The organism is Pseudomonas putida, assembly GCF_001976065.1.
GTDB classification, from domain to species: Bacteria; Pseudomonadota; Gammaproteobacteria; order Pseudomonadales; family Pseudomonadaceae; genus Aquipseudomonas; species Aquipseudomonas serbica.
Window position 1 is genome coordinate 115483 of record NZ_MNAH01000012.1, and the last position, 23290, is coordinate 138772.

Annotated in this window: 20 protein-coding genes; 15 read left to right on the forward strand and 5 right to left on the reverse strand. The window is 60.8% G+C overall.

Features of this window, described 5'->3' with window-relative positions; genetic code table 11:
- Window positions 1-83 precede the first annotated feature (83 nt).
- Window positions 84-344 carry a hypothetical protein gene (locus tag BKX96_RS29420; protein ID WP_046815437.1) on the forward strand — a complete coding sequence of 87 codons (261 nt, stop codon included), beginning with the start codon at window positions 84-86 and terminating at the stop codon, window positions 342-344.
- A gap of 6 nt (window positions 345-350) precedes the next feature.
- Here BKX96_RS29420 and betT read toward each other — a convergent pair whose 3' ends face one another.
- Together betT and epsC are read right to left on the reverse strand one after the other, a co-directional pair.
- Window positions 351-2306, reverse strand: a complete 1956-nt coding sequence (gene betT, locus BKX96_RS29425; RefSeq protein ID WP_162837824.1) for a choline transporter BetT — start codon at window positions 2304-2306, stop codon at window positions 351-353.
- Window positions 2307-2690: 384 nt separating this feature from the next.
- A complete protein-coding gene (gene epsC / locus BKX96_RS29430; protein WP_046815348.1) occupies window positions 2691-3617 on the reverse strand; it encodes a serine O-acetyltransferase EpsC in 927 nt (308 codons plus the stop codon).
- A 190-nt stretch (window positions 3618-3807) separates the two neighbouring features.
- On the opposite strand from epsC, the gene BKX96_RS29435 reads away from it, so the two are divergent.
- From BKX96_RS29435 to BKX96_RS29495, 13 genes are all read left to right on the forward strand, one after another.
- Window positions 3808-4800 (forward strand): D-cysteine desulfhydrase, encoded by a 993-nt coding sequence (locus BKX96_RS29435; protein WP_077186169.1) that lies wholly within the window; start codon window positions 3808-3810, stop codon window positions 4798-4800.
- Between the two features lie 270 nt (window positions 4801-5070).
- Window positions 5071-5871: a cystine ABC transporter substrate-binding protein gene (tcyJ, locus tag BKX96_RS29440; RefSeq protein WP_077186170.1), complete on the forward strand. Its 801-nt coding sequence runs from the start codon at window positions 5071-5073 to the stop codon at window positions 5869-5871.
- On the forward strand, window positions 5871-6536 hold the full coding sequence (gene tcyL / locus BKX96_RS29445) for a cystine ABC transporter permease (RefSeq protein ID WP_008057612.1): 666 nt from the start codon (window positions 5871-5873) through the stop codon (window positions 6534-6536). Before tcyJ ends, tcyL begins: the two co-directional genes overlap by 1 nt.
- A 4-nt stretch (window positions 6537-6540) precedes the next feature.
- Window positions 6541-7296, forward strand: a complete 756-nt coding sequence (gene tcyN, locus BKX96_RS29450; protein WP_046815351.1) for an L-cystine ABC transporter ATP-binding protein TcyN — start codon at window positions 6541-6543, stop codon at window positions 7294-7296.
- Between the two features lie 455 nt (window positions 7297-7751).
- Entirely contained in the window at window positions 7752-8516 is a 765-nt protein-coding gene (locus tag BKX96_RS29455; protein ID WP_077186171.1) for a hypothetical protein, read from the forward strand.
- Between the two features lie 239 nt (window positions 8517-8755).
- Complete coding sequence (locus BKX96_RS29460; RefSeq protein WP_077186172.1) at window positions 8756-9997, forward strand: SfnB family sulfur acquisition oxidoreductase; 1242 nt, start codon at window positions 8756-8758, stop codon at window positions 9995-9997.
- Between the two features lie 37 nt (window positions 9998-10034).
- On the forward strand, window positions 10035-11228 hold the full coding sequence (locus BKX96_RS29465; RefSeq protein ID WP_077186173.1) for an SfnB family sulfur acquisition oxidoreductase: 1194 nt from the start codon (window positions 10035-10037) through the stop codon (window positions 11226-11228).
- Window positions 11228-12586 (forward strand): LLM class flavin-dependent oxidoreductase, encoded by a 1359-nt coding sequence (locus BKX96_RS29470; protein WP_077186174.1) that lies wholly within the window; start codon window positions 11228-11230, stop codon window positions 12584-12586. The genes BKX96_RS29465 and BKX96_RS29470 overlap by 1 nt, the downstream gene beginning before the upstream one ends.
- Window positions 12587-12692: 106 nt before the next feature.
- Window positions 12693-13502, forward strand: a complete 810-nt coding sequence (locus BKX96_RS29475; protein WP_046815356.1) for a MetQ/NlpA family ABC transporter substrate-binding protein — start codon at window positions 12693-12695, stop codon at window positions 13500-13502.
- 2 nt (window positions 13503-13504) lie between these two features.
- Window positions 13505-14626 (forward strand): methionine ABC transporter ATP-binding protein, encoded by a 1122-nt coding sequence (locus tag BKX96_RS29480; RefSeq protein WP_077186175.1) that lies wholly within the window; start codon window positions 13505-13507, stop codon window positions 14624-14626.
- On the forward strand, window positions 14616-15260 hold the full coding sequence (locus BKX96_RS29485) for a methionine ABC transporter permease (protein ID WP_077186176.1): 645 nt from the start codon (window positions 14616-14618) through the stop codon (window positions 15258-15260). Before BKX96_RS29480 ends, BKX96_RS29485 begins: the two co-directional genes overlap by 11 nt.
- Window positions 15261-15612: 352 nt before the next feature.
- Window positions 15613-15843 carry a hypothetical protein gene (locus BKX96_RS29490; protein ID WP_077186177.1) on the forward strand — a complete coding sequence of 77 codons (231 nt, stop codon included), beginning with the start codon at window positions 15613-15615 and terminating at the stop codon, window positions 15841-15843.
- A 150-nt stretch (window positions 15844-15993) separates the two neighbouring features.
- The gene (locus BKX96_RS29495) at window positions 15994-16623 is read left to right on the forward strand and encodes a class I SAM-dependent methyltransferase (RefSeq protein ID WP_077186178.1); all 630 of its coding nucleotides are present in this window, start codon (window positions 15994-15996) and stop codon (window positions 16621-16623) included.
- A 30-nt stretch (window positions 16624-16653) separates the two neighbouring features.
- Here the strand turns inward: BKX96_RS29495 and BKX96_RS29500 are convergent, their stop codons facing one another.
- The 3 genes from BKX96_RS29500 to BKX96_RS29510 are packed head-to-tail and all read right to left on the reverse strand — an operon-like array spanning window position 16654 to window position 21871.
- Window positions 16654-19707, reverse strand: a complete 3054-nt coding sequence (locus BKX96_RS29500; RefSeq protein WP_077186179.1) for an efflux RND transporter permease subunit — start codon at window positions 19705-19707, stop codon at window positions 16654-16656.
- Window positions 19704-20771 carry an efflux RND transporter periplasmic adaptor subunit gene (locus tag BKX96_RS29505; protein WP_077186180.1) on the reverse strand — a complete coding sequence of 356 codons (1068 nt, stop codon included), beginning with the start codon at window positions 20769-20771 and terminating at the stop codon, window positions 19704-19706. Before BKX96_RS29505 ends, BKX96_RS29500 begins: the two co-directional genes overlap by 4 nt.
- Window positions 20768-21871, reverse strand: coding sequence for an efflux RND transporter periplasmic adaptor subunit (locus BKX96_RS29510; protein ID WP_046815362.1), 1104 nt, complete (start codon window positions 21869-21871; stop codon window positions 20768-20770). Before BKX96_RS29510 ends, BKX96_RS29505 begins: the two co-directional genes overlap by 4 nt.
- A 193-nt stretch (window positions 21872-22064) precedes the next feature.
- Between BKX96_RS29510 and BKX96_RS29515 the strand changes: the two genes are divergently transcribed.
- Window positions 22065-23264 carry an AAA family ATPase gene (locus BKX96_RS29515; protein ID WP_046815363.1) on the forward strand — a complete coding sequence of 400 codons (1200 nt, stop codon included), beginning with the start codon at window positions 22065-22067 and terminating at the stop codon, window positions 23262-23264.
- The last annotated feature ends 26 nt before the right edge of the window (window positions 23265-23290 follow it).

The window sequence follows — 23290 nt, forward strand, 5'->3', positions numbered from 1 at the left end:
TTCAAAGGAGATAACCTGTGGGAGCGGGCTTGCTCGCGAAGGGGGCCGACCAGTCAATACACATCCGGCAGGCAAAACACACCATGCACACCACCATCATCATCGCTTTCGGCCTGATCCTGCTTACCCTGATGCTGTACATCGGCGAAAAGATCGGCTTCCCCCGCCAGGTCCTCGCCTACAGTTTCATCGTGCTCTGGCTGGCCCTGACGCTGATCAATGGTGCGGTGGGCATGGTGCATGCCGGCCAGCCGTTGGGCACGGAACTGGTGGTTGGCAGCGCCGTGTTCGGTATCCCGGTGGCGGCGCTGGTGTTGTTCATGGTGTTGAGCACCGAGGCCTAGGCCCGTTCAACGCACCAGGTGCAAGAACTGCATGTGCCGTTCGTACTGATCGAGGATGTCGTTGATAATCTGTTCCTTGGTATAGCCCACCAGATCGTAGTTCTGACTGCCCTCGCTCAAATGCACTTCGGCCCGGTAATAGCGACGGTTGTTAAGCTCCTTGGAGCCCATGCCGCCGCGGGCAAACGACGGCGTAAAGTAGCCGCGCATCTGTACCTGGTAGATGAACGGGTGTTCGTCCCCATGGCCGATTTCCAGGCTGACACTGTCATTGACCGGTTCCGGATGAGTCACGACGTTCAAGCCCTTTTCGATAAACACCGCAGACACCTCTTCGATGGCCGGGCGTACCGTCGAATCGAGGAAGCGATACACCTCATCCCGCGACGGGAAATGCACCGCCTGGCTCAAGCGCTGACGCCAGCCACCGCGCCGCGAGCCGGACACCGGTGCCAGGGAATGCATCTGCGCAATCTGCTTCTGCGACTCCAGATAAAACGCTTTATGCAGCCCCCACATCATCAACAGCAAAATCAGCGAGAACGGCAGCGAAGTCAGGACCACGGCTGACTTCAAGGCATCGATGCTGCCGGAAAACAGCAGCGCGCTGGTCACCAGTGCAGTCATCGCGCCCCAGAACACCCGCAGCCATTTCGGCCCGTCTTCGTCGGGGTTGCCACCCTTGGCGGACAGCGTCGACAAGACCACGGTGCCGGAGTCGGCGGAGGTGACGAAGAACACGAAGCTGATGAACACCGTGACCGCGATCACGGTCTTGCTCCAGGGGTAGGTTTCCAGCAGCAGGTAGAGGGTCATCGACGGGTTGTCGATGGCCGACATGCCCAGCGCCGTCATGCCGTGGTTGAGCACCTGGTCGATGGCGCTGTTGCCGAAGATCGACATCCACGCCAGGGTGAAGCCCAACGGAATCAGGAGCACGCCGAAGACGAACTCGCGGATGGTCCGGCCACGGGAAATCCGCGCAATGAACAGGCCCACGAATGGCGACCACGCGATCCACCAGGCCCAGTAGAACACCGTCCAGCCACCCAGCCAGTCACTGGGTTTGTCGTAGGCGTACAGGTCGAAACTCTTCATCGGCAAGGCGCCGAGGTAGTCGCCAACGTTCTGGATCAGGGTATTGAGCAGGTGCTGCGTGGGCCCGGCGAACAACACGAACAGCAACAGCGCGCAGGCCAGCAGCATGTTGATGTCGGACATCACCCGCACGCCCTTGTCGACGCCGGACACCGCGACGATGATCGCCGCCCCCATCATCAGCGTGATCAGGCCGACCTGAATCCACTGGGTGTGGGCAATGCCGAACAGGTAATCCAGGCCCGAGTTGAGGTGCAACACGCCAAAACCCATGTCGGCCCCCAGACCGAACACAGTGGCGATGATGCCGAAGCCGTCTACCGCGTAACCAATGGGGCCGTTGATGCGTTTACCGATCAGCGGGTACAACGCCGAGCGCAAGGCCAGCGGCAGGTTATGCCGGTAGGCGAAGTAGGCCAGCGCCATGCCGACAAAGGCGAACACGCCCCAGCCATGCAGGCCCCAGTGCAGGAACAGGATCTGCATCCCTTGGCGCGCCGCATCCGCCGTGCCGGCCTCGCCCTGGGGCGGTTGCAGCATATGGGTCAGGGGCTCGGACACGCAGAAGAAAAACAGCGTGATGCTGATCCCGGCGGCGAACAACATGCCGGCCCAGGACAGATAACTGAATTCGGGCTCGTCGTGGTCGGCACCGAGTTTGATCTTGCCGTAGCCCGATAACGCGGTGACCACCACGAAGACCAGATACAAGGTCATCGCCAGCATGTAGTACCAGCCAACCGTGTTGGCCGCCCAGTTTTGCGCCGCCAGCAACCAGGCGCCGGCCTGTTCGGGCATGGCAATGACCACGACGCCGAACAACAGAATGAAAGTCGCCGCGAAGTAGAACACCGGCGGATTCATGCGGACCAGGCCGCTTGGGGGAATGGACGATGCACTCATTGCAGGTGCACCTCGAAGGGGTCGATCGTGGCTGTAGAAATCGGACTCAGCAAAGGCAAGCCTCCTGTTGTGAGCGGGCAGCGAACCACCGGTTTAACTTGAATGAACGTTCAAGTTAAACATGAATAGGGTGCTAAGGACTAATTCCAGGGCTCGACGGTCGCTTTCCTACGCTAGCTCAAGGAAGGGTATTACGCGATCGCTCCCATGCTCTGCGTGGGAGTGCAGCCCGTGACGCTCTGCGTCACAGCGGTATCAAATTGGAGGTGGCGGTGCGGCGGGAACGCGGAGCGTCCCTTGAGGCATTCCCACGCGGAGCGTGGGAACGATCAGGTGTACTGGGGCTTACTTCTGCGCCCCATCGTCCAGCTGCAGGTTGGCCTGGGTCAGGTTACTGCCCGCTGGCACGCTGCGGGTCAGCCAGACATTTCCGCCAATGGTCGAGCCCTTGCCGATGGTGATCCGCCCCAGAATCGTCGCCCCGGCGTAAATCACCACGTCGTCCTCGACGATCGGATGCCGCGCCTGGCCCTTCTGCAACTGGCCGTCTTCATCCGCTGGAAAACGCTTGGCCCCCAGGGTCACCGCCTGATAAATCCGCACCCGCTCGCCGATGATCGCGGTCTCGCCGATTACCACACCGGTCCCGTGGTCGATGAAGAAGCTGCGGCCGATCTGCGCGCCCGGGTGAATGTCGATGCCGGTAGCCGAATGGGCGATTTCTGCGCTTATCCGCGCCAGCAACGGCAGCCCTGCGCGATATAAATGGTGGGCCAGGCGATGGTGAATCACCGCCAGGATGCCGGGATAGCACAGCAGCACTTCATCGACGCTGCGTGCCGCCGGATCACCGTGATAGGCCGCCAGGACATCGGTGTCCAACAGGCTGCGCAGCCCCGGCAACGCAAGGGCGAAGTCCTGGATGATCTGAATGGTTTTCGCCTCGACCTCAGTGTCGGCCTGGGCGCTGTGGCGAGCGGCGTAGCGCAATTCAAGGCGTGCCTGGGCCAGCAACGCATTCAACGCCACATCGAGGGTGTGGCCGACGTAGAAATCCTCACTCTCTTCGCGCAAGTCCACCGGCCCCAGGCGCATCGGAAACAGCGCACCGCAGAGTGCCTCGAGAATGTCCGCCATGGCCGCCCGTGACGGCAACTCGCGACCACCCTGCTCACCGCTGGCGCGGCCGTTCTGTGCACGCCACTGTTCACGTGCCGTGCGTAGCTGGCTGACGATGGTTTGCAATTGCCAATGGCTGGAACGCTCACTCACGGTAAAAACTCCTCACGGGCGGCCGGACTGTCTGGCCGCACTGACGGCGATTACTTTACGGCAAGGCTTGCAAGCGAAATTAAGAACCAATTGTGCTGTCGTAATTACAATCGGCTATAAGCGATTGGCGGTTGCCCCGACAAAGTGGCGTGCCTATAGTCCAGAGACCTTTCACCGCCAGTACGGACCCATGATCAAACAACAGCTTGCCCGCTTTAACCGTCTCGACCTGCTCAGTCAGCCCACCGCCCTGGAAAAACTCGATCGCCTGTCGGCCTGGCTCGGGCGCGACGTCTACGTCAAACGCGATGACCTGACCCCGTTGGCGATGGGCGGCAACAAGCTGCGCAAACTCGAATACCTGGCGGCCGATGCCCTGGCCCAGGGCGCCGACACATTGATCACGGCCGGGGCGCTGCAGTCCAACCATGTACGCCAGACTGCTGCCATCGCGGCCAAGCTGGGTCTTGGCTGCGTGGCCCTGCTGGAAAACCCGCTGGGCACCGACGACGCCAACTATGTCGGCAACGGCAATCGGCTGTTGCTGGACCTGTTCGATGCCAAGGTTGAACTGGTCGAGAACCTGGATAACGCCGACGAGCAATTGCACGCCCTGGCCGCCCGCCTGCGCAGCAACGGCAAGAAGCCGTACCTGGTGCCGATCGGTGGCTCGAATGCGCTGGGCGCCCTGGGTTATGTACGAGCCGGGCTGGAACTGGCCGAGCAGATCAAGGACACCGGGCTGAATTTCGCCGCCGTCGTCCTCGCCTCGGGCAGCGCCGGAACCCACAGCGGCCTGGCACTGGCGTTGAGCGAAGCATTGCCGGAACTGCCAGTCATTGGCGTCACGGTTTCGCGCAGTGATGAAGATCAGCGGCCAAAAGTCCAGGGCCTGGCCGAGCGTACCGCCGAGTTGCTGGGGGTGACATTACCGGAGAGCTTCAAGGTCGAGTTGTGGGACGAGTACTTCGCTCCGCGCTATGGCGAGCCCAACGCCGGCACGCTGGCAGCGGTGAAACTGTTGGCCGGCCAGGAAGGCCTGTTGCTGGACCCGGTCTACACTGGCAAGGCCATGGCGGGGTTGCTGGACGGGATCGGACGTTCGCGTTTCGATAAGGGGCCGATCATCTTCCTGCACACCGGTGGGGCGCCGGCGTTGTTTGCCTACACGAGCTTCTTGTAAGGGCCAGGATCAAAAGATCGCAACCTGCGCCAGCTCCTGTAGGAGCTGGCTTGCCAGCGAAAGCGGTCTATCAATCACATATGCAATTAAGAAATAATAAAAATAGAATTTATTATTTTCTAATCTAAAAGCACCATCATATAGTCACGCCGCAGGCGAATTTGCGACGAGACGCATAGGCTGCTTTAGGGCAGGATATCGCAGTCGTCCGAATCCCGAATTTGCCAACTTTCCTTAAGCGTCTTCCATAAGAAAACACAGGGGCTTGTCATGAATTTTTCCGCACTACGTCGAAATCTGCTGGTGGGTTCGCTGGGCCTTGCACTCAGCGCCGGCTTGATTGGCCAGGCAGTGGCCGGTGAGCAACTGCAACAAATCAAGGACAAAGGCGTGATCAACGTCGGCCTGGAAGGCACCTACCCGCCGTTCAGTTTCGTCGACGCCGACGGCAAACTGACCGGCTTCGAAGTCGAATTCTCCGAAGCCCTGGCCAAAGAGCTGGGTGTGAAGGTCAAGCTGCAACCGACCAAATGGGACGGCATCCTCGCAGCCCTGGAATCCAAGCGTCTGGACGCCGTGATCAACCAGGTGACCATCTCCGAAGAGCGCAAGAAGAAGTATGACTTCTCCGAGCCCTACACCGTTTCCGGGATTCAGGCACTGGTACTGACCAAGAAAGCCGCCGAGCTGAACATCAAGTCCGCTGCCGACCTGGGTGGCAAGAAAGTCGGCGTCGGCCTGGGTACCAACTACGAGCAGTGGGTCAAAGCCAACGTGCCGACCGCTGACGTGCGCACCTACGAAGATGATCCGACCAAGTTCCAGGACCTGCGTGTCGGCCGTATCGACGCCATCCTGATCGACCGTCTGGCCGCATTGGAATATGCCAAGAAAGCCAAAGACACCACCGCCGCCGGTGAAGCGTTCTCCCGCCAGGAAGCCGGCATCGCCCTGCGCAAAGGCGAGCCTGAACTGCTGGCAGCCGTGAACAAGGCCATCGACAAGCTGCGCGCCGACGGCACGCTGAAAAAGCTTTCGGAAAAATACTTCAGCGCTGACGTCACTCAATAATGGAAGAAGCTTTTCAACTCGCACTGGACTCCCTGCCCTTCCTGCTCAAGGGAGCCTACTACACGGTCATCTTGAGCCTGGGCGGGATGTTCTTCGGCCTGGTGATGGGCTTCGGCCTGGCACTGATGCGCCTGTCGCGCTTCAAGCTGGTGAGCTGGATCGCCCGCATCTACGTGTCGTTCTTTCGCGGCACGCCGTTGCTGGTGCAACTGTTCGTGATCTATTACGGCCTGCCGCAATTGGGCATGGAACTCGACCCGCTGCCGGCGGCCCTGATTGGCTTCTCGCTGAACATGGCCGCCTACGCCTGTGAAATCCTGCGTTCGGCGATCAGTTCCATCGAGCGCGGCCAATGGGAGGCGGCTGCCAGTATCGGCATGACCCGTGCGCAAACCCTGCGCCGGGCCATCCTGCCGCAAGCCATGCGCACGGCATTGCCACCGCTGGGCAACAGCTTCATTTCGCTGGTCAAGGACACTGCTCTGGCTGCCACCATCCAGGTGCCGGAACTCTTCCGCCAGGCGCAACTGATTACCGCCCGTACCTTCGAAGTGTTCACCATGTACCTTGCCGCCGCGCTGATCTACTGGGTCCTGGCCACGGTGCTGTCGCACCTGCAGAACCAGTTGGAAGCACGGGTCAACCGGCACGACCAGGAGTCCTGACCCCATGATTGTCGTGGAAAAACTGACAAAGCAGTTCAAGGGTCAAGTCGTGCTCAACGGCATCGATCTGCAAGTGAAGGAAGGCGAGGTGGTGGCGATCATCGGCCCAAGCGGCTCGGGCAAGACCACCTTCCTGCGTTGCCTGAACTTCCTCGAGGAACCCACCAGCGGCCGGATCAAGGTCGGCGACATCGAGATCGATACCAGCCGCCCGCTGAACCAGCAACAGAGCCTGGTGCGTCGCTTGCGCCAGCACGTGGGTTTCGTGTTTCAGAACTTCAACCTGTTCCCCCACCGCACCGCCCTGGAAAACGTCATCGAAGGCCCGATCATCGTCAAGAAGATCGCGCACGCCGACGCCGTTGCCCTGGGTAAAAAGCTGCTGGCCAGGGTCGGCCTGGCGGGCAAGGAAGACGCTTACCCGCGCCGCCTTTCTGGTGGCCAGCAACAGCGTGTGGCCATTGCCCGCGCGCTGGCGATGGAGCCGGAAGTGATCCTGTTCGACGAACCGACCTCGGCACTCGACCCGGAACTGGTGGGCGAAGTGCTGGCGACCATTCGCAGCCTTGCCGAAGAGAATCGCACCATGGTCATCGTCACCCACGAAATGGGCTTCGCCCGCGACGTGGCCAATCGCGTGGTGTTTTTCGACAAGGGCGTGATCGTCGAACAAGGCGAAGCGAAGGCGTTGTTTGCCAACCCCAAGGAAGAGCGCACGAAACAGTTTCTCAGCAAGTTCCTGAATAACGCCCATCCTTAAAAACTCTCGCAACATCGGTTAACTTCCATGGATGGAAGTGCCACCCCTCCTTGTATAGCCCCTTACCTTTACATAATTAAATGCATGCGCACGACAAGCACATATTGTCAGCGCACTCGATACATATATGTATCGCGCAACAGTTTTACCGACAGGACCCGCATGCGCATCGCGAACCGACAAATGGCTATAACCCCTTATAAAATGGCGCTCCGAGCAGGTAAATTCGACGTGCCGGAACGGTTTATTAACTTCAATGCGTAGGAGTTTTCTGAATAACATCCAATCTTCAACTTAACTAATCCATTCTATTGACACCGACTCCAGCGCACTCTTATCTAGTCTCCTGCCAGCGGCACTGATCACGCCAAATCATTATTTAACATCAAAGTAATGAACGGTTTTGCTGTTGTTTCCCGAAACGGACTTCATTGCAAAACATCAAGGAGACTTCCATGACAAGCACCTCAAGCAAAATAGAACTTGCCGCCCCGACACTGGCGCAATCTCACAAGGCCGGGATCAACCTCGCCTCGGCGGCGCACCTGCTGATCGAGGTGCCGCCCTACCCCGGGATGGATGAAGGCGACCTGATCGAACTGTTCTGGGACAACTGCTACGTCGCCTCCAGGGCCCTCAAGACCAACGAGATTGGCCAGCCCGTTCAACTACGGGTACCCGAGAGTTTTATCGCCAGTGGAGCTTCTCGCATTCACTATCGGATCATGCAGATAGGACAAGCCCCGATTGTCTCGCCCGCCCGGCGCGTTCAATCCAAACTCGAGTGCCCTGGTGGCCAGCCAACTGCGCTGAGTGGCGACGAGAACCAGAGCCTGGCTCCGGTAAAACTTCCCGAAACGATTCGTCGGCAAGGAGTGAACCCCAACCAGATCAAGCGCGGCGTGCCCGTGACCATCGAGCCATACCTGAACATGGCTGCCGATGACGAAATCACCTTGCGCTGGGGCGATGCCCGCATGGATTTGCCGCCACTGAAGGCGAGTGATGTGGGCCAGCCGATTCAGGTCTGGGTGCCACCGGCGATCATTCTGGAAGCCGGCGAAGACCTGCGCCTGGAGGTGACTTACTGCATCCTCGACCGTGTCGGTAACAACTCGCGCTGGGCGCCAGCACGCCATCTGAAAATCGGCTGCGCCAATCCTTACCTGAGAATCCCAAAGAAAGAACTGCTTAAGGCCGCTGAAAGCCGCAGCCGATAAAAGCTCCTGCGGGAGCTGCCGCAGGGTGCGAGCTTTTGACCTTCTATACATATTCCTAAAAGTTAGTTCAAAAATAATATATACACGTTTAGGGTATATAAACCGGACCACCGGACATTCTTGTTTTCGTTCGCCGCACCCCGCGGCGTTTCCATGAGATGTGAGGTAGGTATGGTCCGGAACACAATCACCCCAGTGCAGATCGCCAGGGCATTGCGTGTAGCCAAGGAGCGGCACTGATGTCCAGTCTGGCTGATGCAATCGTCCAGAGTGACCTGGACATCGCCCCCTTGTTGTTGCCCGCACAGGTGCTGCGCAACGACGCCCAAGCCATCAAGGCCGCCCATGAGCTGGCGCAAGTCGCTCGCCTGCAGGCAGCCCGGCGCGACCAGCAGCGCAAGCTGCCGTGGTCGGAAATCGAACAATTCACCCGAAGCGGCCTGGGCAGCATTGCCGTTCCCCGCGAGTATGGCGGCCCACAGGTTTCATTCGTGGCCCTGGCCGAAGTGTTCGCGATCATTTCCGCAGCGGACCCCGCCCTGGGGCAGATTCCGCAGAACCAGTTCGGCATTCTCAACCTGATACTCGGCAGCGCCACCGAGGCGCAGAAAAAACAGCTGTTCAAGAGCGTCCTGGAAGGCTGGCGAATCGGCAATGCCGGGCCGGAGCGCGGCGTTAAAAACACCCTGGAACTCAAGGCGCGTATCACCGCCGATAGCGATGGTTATGTGCTCAATGGGCAGAAGTTCTATTCCACCGGCGCGCTGTTCGCGCACTGGGTCGCGGTCAAGGCACTCAATGACGACGGCAAGCAAGTACTGGCCTTTGTCCGTCGCGGTACGCCGGGACTGCACATCGTCGATGACTGGTCCGGTTTCGGCCAGCGCACCACCGCCAGCGGCACCATTTTGCTCAACAACGTGCGAGTCGACGCCGAGTTGGTGGTGGACAACTGGAAGATCAATGAAAAGCCCAATACCCAAGGCGCCGTCTCGCAGCTGATTCAAGCCGCCATCGACGCTGGCATCGCCCGTGGCGCTATCGACGACGCCATTGAATTCGTGAAAACCCGTTCCCGGCCATGGATCGACGCCAACGTCGAACGGGCCAGCGATGACCTGTACGTGATCGCCGACATCGGCAAGCTGAAAATCGAACTGCACGCCGCCGAAGCCCTGCTGCGCAAGGCCGGGCAGGTGCTCGACCAGGTCAGCGCCGCGCCGCTTACCGCCGAATCCGCCGCCCGCGCTTCGATTGCCGTGGCTGAAGCCAAAGTGCTGACCACCGAGATCTCGTTGCTGGCCAGCGAAAAGCTCTTCGAACTGGCCGGCAGCCGCGCCACCCTTGCCGAATTCAACCTCGACCGCCACTGGCGCAACGCCCGGGTGCACACCCTGCACGACCCGGTGCGCTGGAAATATCACGCGGTGGGCGCTTATCACCTGAACGGCACTTTGCCGGCTCGTCACTCCTGGATTTAACGCCCAGACACTTTTTACCAGAGCTCTGGAGAAACACATGACCCTTTCTCAACACGTCGCCGTCATCACCAGCGATGAGCAAGCCCTGATCGTCGCCAGCGACCTGGCCGAAGATTTCAAACGCGACAGCGCCCTGCGCGACCGCGAGCGCCGTTTGCCGCACCCGGAACTGGAAGTGTTTTCCCGTTCGGGCCTGTGGGGCATCAGCGTGCCCAAGGAATACGGTGGCGCCGGCGTGTCTAACGTCACCCTGGCCAAGGTCATCGCCCTGATCGCCCAGGCAGATGGTTCCCTCGGGCAAATCCCGCAGAACCATTTCTACGCACTGGAAGTGCTGCGCGTGAACGGCAGCGAGGAGCAAAAAAAACGCCTGTACGCCGAAGTATTGGCCGGTCAGCGCTTCGGCAATGCGCTGGCGGAACTGGGCACCAAAACCGCCCACGACCGCGTCACCCGCCTGAAACACGATGGGGACGGCTATCGCATCAACGGTCGCAAGTTCTACGCCACCGGTGCGATCTACGCGCAGCGCATCCCGACCTCGGTGATCGATGAAAACGGCGTGCAGCAACTGGCGTTCGTCCCGCGTGAAAGCAAAGGCCTGACCGTGATCGACGACTGGAGCGGCTTCGGCCAGCGCACCACCGGCAGCGGTTCGGTGGTGTTCGAAGATGTCTACGTTGCCGCCGAAGACGTGATCCCGTTCCAGAGCGCTTTTGAGCGTCCGACCCCGGTCGGCCCGCTGGCGCAGATTCTCCATGCCGCCATCGACACCGGCATCGCCCGCGCGGCCTACGAAGATGCACTGCAATTCGTGCGCACCAAGACTCGGCCGTGGATCGACGCCACCCATGAAAAAGCCACCGACGACCCGCTGACCATCAAGAGCTTCGGCCATTTGAGCATTCGCCTGCATGCCACCGAGGCCTTGCTGGAGCGCGCTGGGGAATTCCTCGACCAGGCCCAGGCTGACACCAACGCCGCGAGCGTCGCCGCCGCATCGATCGCCGTCGCCGAAGCCCGGGCCATCAGCACCGAAATCTCCCTCGCTGCCGGCACTACCTTGTTCGAACTGGCCGGCAGCCAGGCCACCCTGGTTGAGCACGGCCTGGATCGCCATTGGCGCAACGCCCGGGTGCATACCCTGCACGACCCGGTGCGCTGGAAGTACCACGCGGTCGGCAACTACTACCTCAACGATGAAAACCCGCCGCTGCGGGGGACCATCTGATGGCCGACGCGAAAAAGAAGATCCTGCTCAACGCGTTCAACATGAATTGCATCGGGCACATCAACCATGGCCTGTGGACGCATCCGCGCGATACCTCGACCCAGTACAAGACCCTCGAATACTGGACCGAACTGGCGCAATTGCTGGAGCGCGGGTTGTTCGACGGTTTGTTCATCGCCGACATCGTCGGCGTCTACGACGTCTACCAGAACTCGGTGGACGTGCCGCTCAAAGAGTCGATCCAGTTGCCGGTCAACGACCCTCTGCTGCTGGTCTCGGCCATGGCCGCCGTCACCAGGAACCTCGGTTTCGGCCTCACCGCCAACCTCACCTACGAACCGCCGTACCTGTTCGCCCGGCGCATGTCGACGCTGGATCATTTGAGTCGCGGCCGAGTGGGCTGGAACATCGTCACCGGTTACCTCGACAGCGCCGCCAAGGCCATGGGGCTGAGCGAACAGGTCGAGCATGACCGCCGCTACGACCAGGCCGATGAATACCTGCAAGTGCTGTACAAACTCTGGGAAGGCAGCTGGGAAGACGACGCGGTGATCAACGATCCGCAGCAACGGATCTACGCGCAACCGGGAAAAGTGCACAAGGTCGAGCACAAGGGCGAGTTTTATCAGGTAGAGGGTTATCACCTGTGCGAACCCTCGCCGCAGCGCACCCCGGTGCTGTTCCAGGCCGGCAGTTCCGATCGTGGCCTGCTGTTCGCCGGGCGGCACGCCGAGTGCGTGTTCATCAGCGGGCAGACCAAGGCGTCGACCAAGGTTCAGGTGGACAAGGTCCGTGCGAGCGCCGTCGAGGCCGGGCGTAATCCCGACGACATCAAGGTGTTCATGGGCTTGAACGTGATCGTCGGCGCGACGGAAGAACTCGCTTGGGCCAAACACGCCGAATACCTGAGCTACGCCAGCGCCGAGGCCGGGGTGGCGCATTTTTCGGCCTCCACCGGCATCGATTTTTCCGAGTACGCCATCGACGAACCGATCCAGTACGTCAAGAGCAACGCGATCCAGTCCGCCACCAAAAACCTGCAGAACAACGACTGGACCCGCCGAAAGTTGCTCGAGCAACACGCCCTCGGCGGACGCTACATCACCGTGGTCGGCTCGCCTGGGCAAGTCGCCGACGAACTGGAATCGTGGATCGCCGAAACCGGCCTGGATGGTTTCAACCTGACGCGGATCGTCACACCGGAAAGCTATGTGGACTTCATTGAGCTGGTGATTCCGCACCTGCAACGGCGTGGGTCGTACAAGACCGCCTACGACAGTGGGACTTTGCGCGAAAAGCTGTTTCACGCAGAGGCGCATTTGCCTGAGCAACATACCGGATCGGCGTTTCGCCGTTAAAAGCTTCGCGAGCAAGCCCGCTCCCACATTTGGAATGCAATCCCCTGTGGGAGCGAAGAGGCCCGACCAAACACCCCAAATTCATGCACTGACTGGAAATACCACTATGACCAAGCACCACCTCTCCAACCCAGTCAAAGCACTGGCCCTGGCCTTCGGCCTGTTCAGCTCCGCGCTGTTCGCCGCCGACGCGCCACTGAAAATCGGCACCACCGCCGCCTTCGCCATTCCATTGGAAGCAGCAGTAGAAGAAGCCGGCAAACAAGGCCTGAAAGTCGAACTCGTGGAGTTCACTGACTGGATTGCGCCCAACGTCAGCCTCGCCGCCGGCGATATCGACGTGAATTACTTCCAGCACATCCCGTTCCTGGAAAACGCCAAGAACGCCTCCGGTTTCGACCTGGAGCCCTTCGCTCCGGGGATCATCAACAACGTTGGCCTGTATTCGAAGAAATACAAAAGCTTCGACGAACTGCCGCAAGGCGCCAGCGTGGCCATCGCCAACGACCCGATCAACAGCGGCCGTGGCTTGCAGTTGTTGGCCAAGGCCGGGTTGATCACGCTCAAACCGGGGGTGGGCTACAAGGCCACCGAAGAAGACATCATCGCCAACCCGAAGAACATCAAGATCCTGCAAGTCGAAGCCGTGCAACTGGTGCGCGCCTATGACGACGCCGACCTGGTCCAGGGCTACCCAGCCTATATCCGCCTGGCGAAGACTTTCGACGCCGGTTCTGCCCTGCTGTTCGACGGCCTCGACCACAAGGAATACGTGATCCAGTTCGTGATCCAGCCAAAAAGCAAAACCGACCCGCGCCTGATCAAGTTCGTCGACATCTACCAGCATTCGCCAGCCGTTCGCGCAGCCCTGGATAAAGCCCACGGCAAGCTGTACCAAGCCGGTTGGGAGAGTTGAGCATGACCGCTGCCACGCAACGGCTACTGGACATTCCGGAGCTCAAGAATGCTCAACAGACCGAACTGCACCCGGCGCTCAATCGGGCCCACGTGCGTTTCGTCGGCCTGGGCAAAACCTATGACGGCAAGCAAGGCCCGGTGGCGGCGCTGCAAGGCATCGACCTGGCGATCCAGCGCGGTGAAGTGTTCGGCATCATCGGCCGCAGCGGCGCCGGCAAGTCGTCGCTGATCCGCACCATCAACCGCCTCGAGCAACCGACCTCGGGCCGCGTGTTGATCGATCAAGTGGACATTGGCGAGTTCGACGAAGACCGTCTGGTGGCGCTGCGTCGGCGCATCGGCATGATCTTCCAGCACTTCAACCTGATGTCGGCCAAGACCGTCTGGCAGAACGTCGAGTTGCCGCTGAAAGTCGCCGGTGTGCCGAAGGAAAAACGCGAGCAGAAGGTTCGCGAACTGCTGGAGCTGGTCGGCCTGCAAGGCAAACACACGGCTTACCCGGCGCAACTGTCCGGCGGGCAGAAACAGCGCGTCGGCATCGCCCGCGCGCTGGTCCACGATCCGGCGATTTTGCTGTGCGACGAAGCCACGTCGGCACTGGATCCGGAGACGACGCAATCGATCCTCGGCCTGCTCCGCGAGATCAATCAACGCCTGGGCCTGACCATCATCCTGATCACCCACGAGATGGCGGTGATCCGCGAGATCTGTGATCGCGTGGTGGTCCTGGAACATGGCCGAATCGTCGAGCAAGGCCCGGTCTGGGAAGTCTTCGGCAACCCGCAGCATGAAGTCAGCAAGACATTGCTCGCGCCGTTGCAACACGCTCTGCCGCCGGAACTGCAAAGCCGCCTGCATCAACAACCGCAGTCTTCGGCAGACGCGGTGGTGCTGCGCCTGCAATTTACCGGAACGGCCCACGCCGAACCGGACCTTGCCGCGCTGTTCGGTGCCCTCGGTGGCAACGTGCGCCTGTTGCAGGGCGGCGTGGAACGAATTCAGGGGCACGCGCTGGGGCAACTGCTGCTGGCCGTGACAGCTTCGCCGCTCGGCGCCGAAGAATTGCGTCAACGCGCCGGCAATTGGGCGCAACAGGTGGAGGTGTTGGGTTATGTGGTTTGATCGTTTGCTGCAAGGCTTCATCGACACCTTCCTGATGGTTGGCGTGTCGTCGTTGATCGCACTGCTGGCGGGCATTCCGCTGGCGGTGATCCTGGTCACCAGCTCCAAGGGCGGCACCTATGAAGCCCCGGCGCTGAACCGCGCATTGGGTGCCTTCGTGAACCTGTTCCGCTCGATTCCGTTCCTGATCCTGATGGTGGCGCTGATTCCGTTCACCCGGTTGATCGTCGGCACCACCTATGGCGTGTGGGCGGCCGTGGTGCCGTTGACCATCGCGGCCACGCCGTTCTTTGCGCGCATCGCCGAAGTCAGCCTGCGCGAGGTCGATCACGGCTTGATCGAGGCGGCGCAAGCCATGGGCTGCCGACGTGGGCATATCGTCTGGCATGTGCTGTTGCCTGAGGCGCTGCCGGGGATTGTCGGCGGCTTTACCATCACGCTGGTGACGATGATCAACTCATCGGCCATGGCCGGGGCGATTGGTGCGGGTGGCTTGGGGGACATTGCGTACCGGTATGGGTATCAGCGTTTTGACAGCCAGATCATGCTGACGGTGATCGTGTTGCTGGTGGCGTTGGTGGCGGTGATTCAATTGGGTGGGGATCGGTTGGCTCGGGGACTGAACAAACGCTAGATCCTGGCGATATTTCGTACAGGAAAATCGGCAATTCCGAGGGGTAAATCCCTTTCCTTTGCAGGACGTTTCCTAGATTATTCCGCTCGCTTGCGCCTGCCAGATTCGGTGGTTAGTCTCGGTCCGTCACTGCTTATCAGTGATCGGGTTTAGTAGCCCGGAACAATAGGCGCATAGCGTTTCCATGCTCATGTCCGGCGTTTTTGCCGCACGCAGAATATGGTGGCTGTGCGTGGGGCACCTTCGGGTGCACCGGTTTTCCTATTGACCGGCCTACTAACCTGCGTACAGCCGCCACCCAATCGTTTAGTAGGCGATAAGTGACGGCTCCATGCAGCAATAGGAGAAACACATGGAAAGATCCGTCCCCGATCCACCTTCCGAAACCCCCACCAACGAAGCCGTCACTGAAGACCTGCTCAGAGACCGTTCCGCCCTCTACCGCGCCATTGATTTCTACCTCACCGGCGATCAACTCAAGGGCGCCGACCGGGCGATGGTGTTTTCGGTTTGGCATTTGTTGGCGATTGCCAAGGCGATGATTGATCGGTCCATTGAATGTTTGGGGATGAAAAAGGGTTGAGTCAGTGAGATCGCCTTCGCTGGCAAGCCAGCTCCTACAGGTGACCGACGCGATCCATTGTAGGAGCTGGCTTGCCAGCGAATGGCTGCGCAGCAGCCCCAGGCTTGATGGCGTATATTCGACAAATCCAAATTGCCTGCGCAGCCCACCATGAAACAGACCCCCGCCGACCTTGAGCAGATCACCTCCACCACCCTGGGCCATTACAACTCGGTGGCCGAAGGTTTCCGCGAAGGCACCCGCGATCACGATGTCAGCCAGAACATCGATGCGCTGTTGCGACACATTCAGGGCAAGGCGCCGTTCGACATTCTCGATTTTGGCTGCGGCCCCGGTCGCGACTTGCGGGCCTTCACGCGTATGGGCCACACGGCGGTCGGCCTTGATGGCTCGGAGAAGTTTGCGCAGATGGCCCGCGAGGACAGCGGTTGCGAGGTTTGGCAGCAGGACTTCCTGAAGCTGGATTTGCCGGATGAGCGCTTCGACGGGATTTTTGCCAACGCGGTGCTGTTTCACATCCCGCGCCAGGAGTTGCCCCGGGTGTTGAAGGAGCTGCGCGCGGCATTGAAGCCGGGGGGTGTGTTATTCAGTTCCAATCCCCGTGGCGAGAACCAGGAAGGCTGGAACGGGGCGCGGTATGGGGCGTATCACGATCTTCAGGCGTGGCAGCAGTTGCTGACCGAGGCGGGGTTTGTGGAGCTGGAGCATTACTACCGGCCGGCAGGGCTGCCGCGGGAGCAGCAGCCTTGGTTGGCGAGTGTGTGGCGTCGCGCCGACTGATCGTTCCCGCGCTCCGCGTGGGAACGATCATTAAGCGGCGTCTTTCTTAGGTTCGTGGATCCTGTACCAGGCCACATACAACGCCGGCAAAAACAGCAGTGTCAGCAGCGTGGCGACGATAATCCCGCCGATCATGGCATAGGCCATCGGGCCCCAGAACACTTCCCGGGCAATCGGGATCATGCCCAGGCTCGCCGCTGCGGCGGTCAACAGAATCGGTCGCCGACGATGTTCAGTGGCTTCCACCACGGCATCCCAGGGTGACGAACCTTGCGCCACGAACGCGTCGATCTGGGTCACCAGGATCACCGAGTTGCGGATGATGATGCCGATCAGCGCCAGGATGCCGAGGATCGCCACGAAGCCCATCGGCGTCCCGGTCGGCACCAGCGCCAGCACCACGCCGATCAGACCCAGCGGCGCCACGCTGGCCACCAGGAACATCTTCTGCACGCTGTGCAACTGGATCATCAGGAAGGTGGCCATCAGGAACACCATCAACGGCACGACCTGGTTGATCGGCCCCTGGGCCTTGGCGCTCTCTTCCACCGTACCGCCCGTGGCAACCTTGTACCCTGCAGGCAACGAGGCGGCGAAGGTGTCGATGTCCGGCTTGAGCAGTTTCACCAGATCGGTTGGCTGGATATCACCGATCACCGCAGTCTTGATGGTGATCGTCGGTTTGCGGTCGCGACGCCACACCAGCGGTTGCTCCAGCTCGTAACGCACAGTGGCAAACGCCAGCAGCGGAATCGAGGTGCCGCCCGGGGTGAGGATCTGCAGGTTCTGCAGGGTTTCCGGCGAACCCCGTTCGGCGTCCACCGCACGACCGACCACGTTGATCAGGTAGATGTCATCGTCGACCTGAGTCACGGTCGAGCCGCTGACGATGCTGTTCATCAGGTTCGCCACGTCTTCGGACGACAAGCCCAGCTGGCGTGCCTTGTCCTGGGCGATGTCGATGCGCAGCACCTTGCCGGGCTCGTTCCAGTCGTAAATGATCTCGCCGATGTGCGGGTTCTTGTCCAGCACGGTCGCAAGATCGATGGCGTGCTTGCGCACCTGGTCAATGTCCGGGCCGCTGACGCGGTACTGGATCGGCCGCCCCACGGGCGGGCCCATCTCCAGTGCCTGGACGAAACTGCCGATGCCGACGAAGTCTTTGCGCAGGCGCTCACGCAGGCGATCACTGAGGGCCGCACGCGTCTCGAAGTCTTTGGCAACGATCACCAGCTGCGCGTAGTAAGGGTTCTGCAGTTGCTGGTCGAGTGGCAGGTAGAAACGAATCGCACCCTGGCCGATGTAAGTACTCCAGCGCACGATGTCGGGGTCGCCCTTGAGGGTTGCTTCCAGCTTGTCCACGGCCTTACGGGTTTCAGCGATCGAGGCGTTTTGCGGCAGGTTCAGGTCCACCAGGATTTCCGGACGATCCGAGGCCGGGAAGAACTGGTTCTGCACAAAGCGCATGCCGACAACCGACAAGCCGAATATCAGCACGGTGATGCCAATCGCCCACCAGCGATTGCGCATGCACCACAGCAGACCGCCATTGAAGGCCCGCCCCAGGCGCCCTGGCTCGGCCGAGTGCGGCTTCACATTGACGCTGAGGATATGCACGCCGATCACCGGGGCGAACAGCACCGCCACTACCCACGAAACCATCATGGCCACGGCAATCACCGCAAACAGGGTGAAGGTGTATTCACCGGCCGAGCTGCCATTGAGGCCAATGGGCACGAAACCCGCCACCGTCACCAAGGTACCGGTGAGCATCGGGAAGGCGGTCGAGGTGTAGGCAAAGGTCGCGGCCTGCTCCTTGGTATCGCCCAACTCCAGGCGCGAGACCATCATCTCCACCGTGATCATCGCGTCATCCACCAGCAGGCCCAGCGCGATGATCAGCGCACCGAGGGAAATCCGCTGCATGGTGATGCCGCTGTATTCCATGAACACAAACACCATCGCCAGCACCAGCGGGATCGAGCACGCCACCACCAGGCCCGCGCGCACGCCGAGGCTGATGAAGCTGACCACCAGCACGATCACCACGGCTTCGAACAAGGCGCTGGTGAACCCGCCCACGGCGGCTTCCACCACCACAGACTGATCGGACACGTTGTGCACGCCGACGCCCACCGGCAGATTGGCCGTCAGTTCGCTCATGCGCTTGTGCAAGGCCTTGCCGAAGTCCTGGATGTTGCCGCCCGTTTGCATGGCAATGGCCAGGCCGATGGCGGGCTGGCCGTTGAAGCGAAACTCCGGCGTCGACGGGTCGACGTAACCCCGCTGGATGTCGGCTATATCGGCCAGGCGATAGAAGCGATCATTGAGGCGCAAATTGACGTTGGCCAGATCCTTCTCGGAAATGAACTGCCCGGAGGTGCGCACGGAAATCCGCTCGGGACCGGCTTCGATCACCCCGGCCGGGGTCACCGCGTTCTGGGTCTGCAGGCTTTGTACGACTTGCTGTTCGTCGATACCCAGCGCCGCCAGTTTGCGCGTCGAGAAGTTCAGGTAGAGGACTTCGTCCTGCTGGCCGACCATCTCGATCTTGCCCAGGCCCGGCACACCCCGGATATCGGCCCGCGCCTGCTCGACGTAGTCGCGCAACTGGCGCAGCGTCAGGCCGTCGGCGGTAAAGGCGTAGATCGAGCCGAACACGTCACCGAACTCGTCGTTGAACGATGGGCCCTGAATGCCCTGGGGAAACGAGTAGCGAATGTCGCCGATCTTCTTGCGCACCTGGTACCAGATTTCCGGAATGTCCTTGGCCTTGGTGGTGTCGCGCAAGTACACATAGACCGTGGATTCGCCGGGGCGCGTGTAGCTTTTCACGTAGTCGAGGGAATCGAGCTCTTCGAGTTTTTTCTCAATACGGTCGGTGACCTGCTTGAGGGTTTCTTCCTGGTTCGCACCGGGCCAGCGGGTCTGGATCACCATGGTCTTGATGGTGAACGACGGGTCTTCCTCCCGACCCAGGTTCAGGTACGAAAACACCCCCATCAGCAGCGAGACAAACATCAAATACCAGACGAACGACTGATGCTTGAGGGCCCATTCGGATAAGTTGAAACTCCCTTTCATTGTGGGTTGCCCTCGTCGACTCTCACTTTTTGCCCCGGCTTGAGGCTGTTCACACCGGCACTGACGACTCGCTCGCCGGGCTTGATATCGTTGGCCAGCACCACCGTGCTGTCCGTTCGGCTGACGACGCTGACATCCCGCGGGGATACGGTTTGCGTCTGCGTATCGATGACCCAGACGCGGGCTTTGCCGTCGACGTCCTGCAATGCGCTCAGGGGCAGTTCGATGCGCGGCTTGATCGCGCTTTTCAAGGTCACGCTGATCGCCGTGCCGAGACGAAACGCGGGCGGTGTCTCGGTCAGCGTCAGGCGCGCACGGCGGGTTCGGGTCGCGCTTTCCGCTTGGGGTTCGATTTCACGCACGATAGCCGTGGTGGCGATGCTCGGGTTCAGTTGTGAAGCGACTTGAAATACCACGTCGGTGGGTAGCTGATCGATCAAGGTGTCGGGCAGGTCGATCACCGCTTCCTTGATATCCGGCTGCGCCAGGGTCACCACCTGCTGACCCGCGGTGACGACTTGCCCGGCTTCGGCAGCCCACGCCGTGACCACGGCCTTGTGATCGGCGCGCAACTCAACATAGTTGAGCTGGTCCCTGGCCTGGCTGACCGCAGCCTTGGCCTGATCGAGCGAGGCCTGGGTGGTTTTCAGGTCGGTCAATGCGCTGTCGAGTTGCGCCTGTGAGCCCACCCCGCGATCGAACAATTGCTGCTGGCGTCGGGCGCTGGCCTGGGCATTGATGAGCTGCGCCTGGATACTCGCCAGGTCACCCTCGGCCGAGCGCAACTGGTTCTGCTGGTCGGTGGGATCGAGCGTGGCGAGCAAGGCCCCTTTGTCGACTTCGGCACCGACATCGACGCTGCGGCTGGCAATGCGCCCCGGCACACGGAAACCGATGTTGCTCTCATAACGGGCCTGGATGCTGCCGGCGAAACGCCCGAGGTTCTCTTCATTCAGGGCCTTCACCTTGATGGACAGGACCGGACGCACCGGCTCCGGAGCGGGTTCTTCTTTCGAGCAGGCCACCAGCATCACACCGGCCAATACCAGTAACAGACGCTTCATGGCTGAGACTCCGCTGCCAGTTCCTTGTAGGTGTCCTGGGCGATTTCCACCTTCACACCAGGGTGCAGCAACTGGCCGCCGGCGATGACGACTTTTTCACCGCCGGTGAGCCCGGCGCTGATGATGACTTTACCGGTCAGGTAACGGCCAACCGTAACGTTGTGCAACTGCGCCTTGCCCTCGCCATCCACCAGCCACACCGCCGGCTGGGTGACGTTCTTGGTCAGCGCCGACCACGGCAGCTCCACGGCGGACTTGCCCCGGGTGTTGGCGGTGGCACTCACCACCGAGCCCAACTGCATGCCTGGCGGCAAGGCGTCGAGGGTGACTTTGACCTGCACTGTGCCTGTTTGCTCGGAGACGGCCGGGGTGACTTCGCGCACGGTCCCGGTGGTCTTGATCGCTGGATTATCCAGCAGGCTGACCACCACCGCTCTATCGGACGGCGGCTCGGCCAGCAGTGATTCGTAGACGTTGAATACCGCATCCCGGTCTCCATCCCGGGCCAGGCTGAAAATCGGTACCGTAGCCTGCACCACCTGGCCGACCTCGGCTTGCCGCGCCGTGATCACGCCCGGCGCGTCGGCGATCAACGCGGTGTAGCTCAGTTGTTCACGGGCGTTGGCCAATTGGGCCTGGGCCGCCGCCAGCGAGCTTTGGGTGCTGCGCAAGGCCGCCTGGGCGGAATCGTATTCACTTTGGCTGGTATAGCCCTTGGGCAGGAGTTTTTGCTGGCGCACGAAGGCGGCGGCGTTCTGTTTGACCTTGGCCTGTTCGGCGACGACTTGTGCCTGGGCCGAATCCACGTTGGTCTGCAGGTCCTTGGGATCGAGCCTGGCGAGCACCTGCCTGGCCGAAACCCGGTCACCGACATCAACGGTACGCTGGATGATCTTCCCCCCGACACGGAACGACAGCTCGGTTTGAACCCGGGCCTGGACATCACCGGTCAACGTGATGTTGACGGCGTAGTCGGCCAGCTTGACCTCCTGCACGAAAACCCGTGGCCGGTCCTTCTCGACCGGTTTCTCTTTGTCGCAAGCACTTAGCAAAGCCAGGAGGCTAAGGCCAAGCACTATTTTCAATCCGGGACCAGCCATGCAGACTCCTTTGCGTTGAACGGGCGCGATTCGTCTGTCAGCTTAGAACAGCGTTTAACCTTCGCCCACGCAATAATCGTCATTTCCACTGCAGGCGCTGCCGAAGGCTGAGATCTTTTGATCCTGATCTATAAAAAAGCGTTAAATCGCAGGCTTGCAACGCTTACCTACGCGGGTCACAGGGAAGGTCCTCATGCTCAAAACCCTGGCGGTGGCCAATTACCGCTCGATCAATAAACTAGTGATCCCGCTGGGCCGGCTGAACCTGATTACCGGGCCCAACGGCAGCGGCAAATCCAATCTCTATCGCGCGCTGCGCCTGCTGGCGGAAACTGCCCAGGGCGGCGTGGTCAATGCTTTGGCCCGCGAGGGAGGCCTGCATTCGACCTTCTGGGCCGGCCCGGAAACCATCAGCAGGCGCATGCGCAATGGCGAAGTGCCGATCGAGGCGACGCTGCCAAAGGGCGTGAAGCGCCTGCGACTGGGATTCTCCGGGGAAGACTTCGGTTACTCGATCAGCCTGGGGCTGCCCGATTCCAATGGTCATTTCATGCTGCCCGGGCACAGTACTCCTATTCCATCCCGCTTCAGCCTCGACCCGCAAATCAAGCGCGAGTGCTTGTGGGCCGGGCCGTTCTACCGACCAGCGAGCCTGCTGGTGGATCGCAACGGCCCGCTGATTCGTGCCCGGGCCAACCGCAGTTGGGACGTGCTGGCTCAACACACGCCGAATTTCGACAGCCTGTTCGATCAGGTCGGTAGCCTGCGCACCTCGCCGGAAGTACTGGAGATGCGCGAGTTCATCCGCCGCTGGCGCTTCTACGATCACTTTCGCAGTGATGCCGACGCCCCGGTGCGCCAGCCACAACTGGGTACCCGCACGCCGGTGCTGCACCACGACGGCAGGGACCTGGCGGCGGCGTTGCAGACCATCATCGAAATCGGCGACCCCGAGGCATTACGCAACGCGATCAGCGATGCATTCCCCGGTGCGCGGCTGCACATCGAGCCGCTGGCCGGCGGGCGCTTTGCTATCGAGTTTTATCAGGAGGGACTGTTGAGGCCGTTATCGGCAGCCGAGCTGTCGGACGGGACATTGCGTTATCTACTGCTGGTGGCGGCACTACTGACGCCCAGGCCGCCGACGTTGATGGTGCTGAACGAACCGGAAACCAGCCTGCATCCGGATCTGCTGCCGGCGCTGGCGCGCTTGATCATCCGCGCGTCCGCGCAGTGTCAGGTGTGGGTGGTATCCCATGCGCGGCGGCTGATTTCGGCGTTGCAGGAAGATGCGCAATGCAATTGCATCGTGCTGGAGAAGAATCTCGGGCAAACCGGGATTGTCGGGCAGCGGCTGCTGGATGAGCCGGCGTGGTATTGGCCTGACCTTTGATTGTTCTGGTGCAATAAAAAACGCCG

Coding starts and splice junctions, on each gene's coding strand:
- BKX96_RS29420 (WP_046815437.1), top strand. CDS start 84: ATGCACACCACCATCATCATCGCTTTCGGCCTGATCCTGCTTACCCTG.
- betT (WP_162837824.1), bottom strand. CDS start 2,306: ATGAATCCGCCGGTGTTCTACTTCGCGGCGACTTTCATTCTGTTGTTC.
- BKX96_RS29435 (WP_077186169.1), top strand. CDS start 3,808: ATGATCAAACAACAGCTTGCCCGCTTTAACCGTCTCGACCTGCTCAGT.
- tcyJ (WP_077186170.1), top strand. CDS start 5,071: ATGAATTTTTCCGCACTACGTCGAAATCTGCTGGTGGGTTCGCTGGGC.
- tcyL (WP_008057612.1), top strand. CDS start 5,871: ATGGAAGAAGCTTTTCAACTCGCACTGGACTCCCTGCCCTTCCTGCTC.
- tcyN (WP_046815351.1), top strand. CDS start 6,541: ATGATTGTCGTGGAAAAACTGACAAAGCAGTTCAAGGGTCAAGTCGTG.
- BKX96_RS29455 (WP_077186171.1), top strand. CDS start 7,752: ATGACAAGCACCTCAAGCAAAATAGAACTTGCCGCCCCGACACTGGCG.
- BKX96_RS29460 (WP_077186172.1), top strand. CDS start 8,756: ATGTCCAGTCTGGCTGATGCAATCGTCCAGAGTGACCTGGACATCGCC.
- BKX96_RS29465 (WP_077186173.1), top strand. CDS start 10,035: ATGACCCTTTCTCAACACGTCGCCGTCATCACCAGCGATGAGCAAGCC.
- BKX96_RS29470 (WP_077186174.1), top strand. CDS start 11,228: ATGGCCGACGCGAAAAAGAAGATCCTGCTCAACGCGTTCAACATGAAT.
- BKX96_RS29475 (WP_046815356.1), top strand. CDS start 12,693: ATGACCAAGCACCACCTCTCCAACCCAGTCAAAGCACTGGCCCTGGCC.
- BKX96_RS29480 (WP_077186175.1), top strand. CDS start 13,505: ATGACCGCTGCCACGCAACGGCTACTGGACATTCCGGAGCTCAAGAAT.
- BKX96_RS29485 (WP_077186176.1), top strand. CDS start 14,616: ATGTGGTTTGATCGTTTGCTGCAAGGCTTCATCGACACCTTCCTGATG.
- BKX96_RS29490 (WP_077186177.1), top strand. CDS start 15,613: ATGGAAAGATCCGTCCCCGATCCACCTTCCGAAACCCCCACCAACGAA.
- BKX96_RS29495 (WP_077186178.1), top strand. CDS start 15,994: ATGAAACAGACCCCCGCCGACCTTGAGCAGATCACCTCCACCACCCTG.
- BKX96_RS29500 (WP_077186179.1), bottom strand. CDS start 19,707: ATGAAAGGGAGTTTCAACTTATCCGAATGGGCCCTCAAGCATCAGTCG.
- BKX96_RS29505 (WP_077186180.1), bottom strand. CDS start 20,771: ATGAAGCGTCTGTTACTGGTATTGGCCGGTGTGATGCTGGTGGCCTGC.
- BKX96_RS29510 (WP_046815362.1), bottom strand. CDS start 21,871: ATGGCTGGTCCCGGATTGAAAATAGTGCTTGGCCTTAGCCTCCTGGCT.
- BKX96_RS29515 (WP_046815363.1), top strand. CDS start 22,065: ATGCTCAAAACCCTGGCGGTGGCCAATTACCGCTCGATCAATAAACTA.